General features: G+C 72.6%; 3 protein-coding genes and 1 pseudogene. All 4 read left to right on the top strand.

Features of this window, described 5'->3' with window-relative positions; translation table 11 throughout:
* Positions 1-421: pseudogene (locus tag IBL25_RS25295) on the top strand (CheR family methyltransferase); the annotation flags it as partial.
* 3 nt (positions 422-424) lie between these two features.
* On the top strand, positions 425-1,030 hold the full coding sequence (locus IBL25_RS25290) for a chemotaxis protein CheW (RefSeq protein ID WP_187781214.1): 606 nt from the start codon (positions 425-427) through the stop codon (positions 1,028-1,030).
* A gap of 4 nt (positions 1,031-1,034) precedes the next feature.
* Positions 1,035-2,702, top strand: coding sequence for a methyl-accepting chemotaxis protein (locus IBL25_RS25285; RefSeq protein ID WP_202986886.1), 1,668 nt, complete (start codon positions 1,035-1,037; stop codon positions 2,700-2,702).
* Positions 2,703-2,726: 24 nt separating this feature from the next.
* Positions 2,727-3,152: Hpt domain-containing protein (locus IBL25_RS25280; protein ID WP_187781215.1), on the top strand; the 426-nt coding region annotated here is incomplete at its 3' end.

The raw sequence follows: 3,152 nt of genomic DNA, 5'->3' as shown, positions 1-3,152 counted from the left end.
CTCGGCCGAGGAAGCGCTGCACCGCGCCCGCGCCCGCGCCGACCTGGGCGACCTGGATGGCGCCAGCCTGGCCTGCCGCCAGGGCCTGGAGGCCGAGCCGACCCATCCCGCGCTGCATTACTACGAGGCGCTGATCGCCCGCGCCCGGGGCGATGCCACGGCGGCGGAGCGCGCCCTCCGCCGCGCCATCGCGCTGCGGGACGATTTCGCCATGGCGCATTACCAGCTCGGCCTGCTGCTGCTGGGGGAAGGGCGGCTCATCCCCGGCCGCAAGGCCATCGCCGTCGCCGCCCGCATTGCCCAGGCCCAGCCGGATGACGCGCCCCTGCCGGAAGGCGACGGCATGACCGCCGGCGAGCTGCGCGCCGCCGCGCGGATGCACCTCCACCAGCCGGCCGCGGCCGCAGCCAGGGCGCGCTGAACCATGCCCCTCCGCATCCTTCCCCTCCCCCAAGGCGGCGAGAACCGTGCCGCGCGCATCCTGGACGCGCGCACCCGCCACCTCGCCACGCGCGGCGCGGCGCGGGAGACCGGGCCTGTCAGCCCGCCGCTGCTGCTCTGCACCCTGGGCAACGAGGCCTATGGGCTGCCGCTGACCTCGGTGGCGCAGGTGGTGCCCTTCGCGCCCTGCACCCCGGCACCGGGGCAGCCCGCCGCCATGCTGGGCTTCCATGGCCGCGCCGGGCAGATCTTCACCGTGCTGGACCTCGGGCTCGCCCTGGGCATGGCCAAGGGGCGGGATGGCGGCCACCTGCTGCTGCTGCGCCACGCCCCTCGCCGCTTCGCCCTGCGGGTGGACCGTGCCCTCAGCGCCGCCGATGCCCTGCCGCTGGTGGAGGCCGAGGCCACGCAGGATGCGCCCGGCCAGCCCGCCGCGCCCCGCCACGGCGCCATCGCCAGCCATGCCATGGCCCCCGCCGGCATGGCCGCGCCCGGCACCGCCCTGGTGGGCGTGATCGACCTCGACCGCCTGCTGCGCCCTTTCCTGGCCGGCGCCCGCAACACCGACCCCGCTTCCACCGGAGCATGACGCCTTGAGCATCGCCAACCGCATCCTTCTCGGCTTCGCCGCCCTCGTGCTCATGCTCGTGATGCTCGGCGCCTATGGGCTGAACCAGATCAGCACCGTCACGCAGGTGACGGATATCATCGTCTCCCGTGACCTGACGCTGCTGCGGCAGCTCTCGCTGCTGCGCGATTCCGAAAGCGACATGCAGGAGACCCGCTCCCGCGCCGTCACGCGCTTCCTGCTGCAGCAGCTTGGCCGCAACGCGCCGGAGGCCGACCTGGCACAGGAATGGCAGCAGGAGGCCGCCCGCACCGATGCCATGCTGGCCGAGATGCTTTCCACCGCCAACCGCAACGCCGCCACCGGCGCCTCCGCCCAGCGGGTCGGCGGCTGGCAGCAGGTGGCGCAGTTGCTGAACCAGGCGGCGCTGCCGCTGCGCCAGCTACGGGAACAGACTCAGGAGCAGTTCCGCGCCATCCGCGCGGGCGACCAGACGGCGCTGGTGAATATCGACGCGGTTATCGCCAGCCACCGTGGCGAGCTGAGCCAGATCATCGGGCGGACGCAGGAGGCGCTGAACAGCGTCATCGCCGCCGGCCAGCAGCGCACCGGGCAGGTCTATGACGAAAGCCGCATCTCCACCATCCTGGCGCTGATCGGCATGGTGGTGCTGGGGCTGACCATCGCGGTGCTGATCCGCCGCTCCATCGTCAACCCGCTCTCCGCCTTCATGGAATTCGTGGAACGCGTGGGGCGCGGCGACCTTTCCGGCCCGCCCGCGGCCACGGGGCGCGACGAGCTGGGGCAGCTCGGCATCACGCTGAACAGCATGGTGGACGGGTTGCGCCAGCTGGCGCGCCAGAGCCGCGATGCCACCGAGAACCTGAATGCCGCCGCCGCCGAGATTCGCGCCAGCACTCAGGAACAGGCCGCGAGCGTCGAGGAACAGCTCGCCGCCGTGCAGGAAACCGCTGCCACGGTGGACGAGATCACCCATTCCGGCAGCCAGATCGGCAAGCGGGCGCAGGAGGTGATCGCCTCCGCCCAGGCCACCGCGCAGACCTCCGGCGCCGGCCTCAAGGCGGTGGACGAGACGGTGCGCGCGATGGATTCCATCCGCGAGCAGGCCGAGGCGGTGGCCAGCAACATCGTGGCGCTGAGCGAGAAGACGCAGGCGATCGGCGAGATCATCACCACCGTCAACGACATCTCCGAACGCTCTCACCTGCTGGCGCTGAACGCGGCCATCGAGGCTGCGGCGGCCGGCGAGCAGGGCCGCTCCTTCGCCGTGGTGGCCGCCGAGATGAAGACGCTGGCTGACCAGGCCAAGGAAGCGACCAGCCAGGTGCGCTCGATCCTCGGCGACATCCAGCGCGGCATCAATTCCTCGGTGATGCTGACGGAGGAAGCGGTGAAGCGCGTGGCGGCGGGGCGGGAGCGCACCGACACCACCCACACCACCATCAACGAGATCTCCGCCCGCATCCAGGAAAGCGTGCAGACCTTCCAGCAGATCGTGGCTTCCACCAACCAGCAGCAACTGGGCATCGAGCAGGTGATGGGCGCGCTGCAGAACATCCGCCAGGCCAGCCAGCAGACGGCGGCGGGCACGCGGCAGCTCGACACGGCGGCGGCCAATCTCTCGACGCTGTCGGCGCAGCTGGTCACGCTCGCAGACCGCTACCGCGTCTGAGGCGGGGAGCGCGCGGCCTTGCCCATGTCGGACCTGCGCCGGGAACTGCTGGCGGCCTTCGATGCCGAGCACAAGGAGCATCTGGGCGCCATCCGCGCCGCGCTGGATGCCACCGAGCGCGGCGAGCAGGCCGACCTGCGCGACATCTTCCGCCGCGCCCATAGCCTGAAGGGCGCCGCCCGCGCGGTGGACCTGCCGGTGGTGGAGGAAGTGGCGCACCGACTGGAAGCCGTGCTGGCCCGGGTGGCGGAAGGCGCCATGGCGCTGGATGCCCGCGTGGCGGCCGGTGTGCAGGTCGGACTGGACGGCATCGAGGGCTATGTGGCCGCCCTGGCCTCCGACGCCGCCACCCCGGCCCCGGCCGCCGCCATGGCGGCGCTGGACGCGCTGCTGGGGGACGCGACGCCACCACCCGCTCCGGAAGCCACAGCGCCCCCTGCCCCGCCCGCC

Origin of the sequence: Pseudoroseomonas ludipueritiae (assembly GCF_014490445.1) — a bacterium.
Lineage (GTDB): Bacteria > Pseudomonadota > Alphaproteobacteria > Acetobacterales > Acetobacteraceae > Pseudoroseomonas > Pseudoroseomonas ludipueritiae.
The sequence above is the reverse complement of the archived record's forward strand: the minus strand, read 5'-3'. Positions and strand labels throughout refer to the sequence as shown.

Excerpts from the sequence above, each read along its gene's own strand:
- IBL25_RS25290 (WP_187781214.1), top strand. The coding sequence starts at position 425 with ATGCCCCTCCGCATCCTTCCCCTCCCCCAAGGCGGCGAGAACCGTGCC.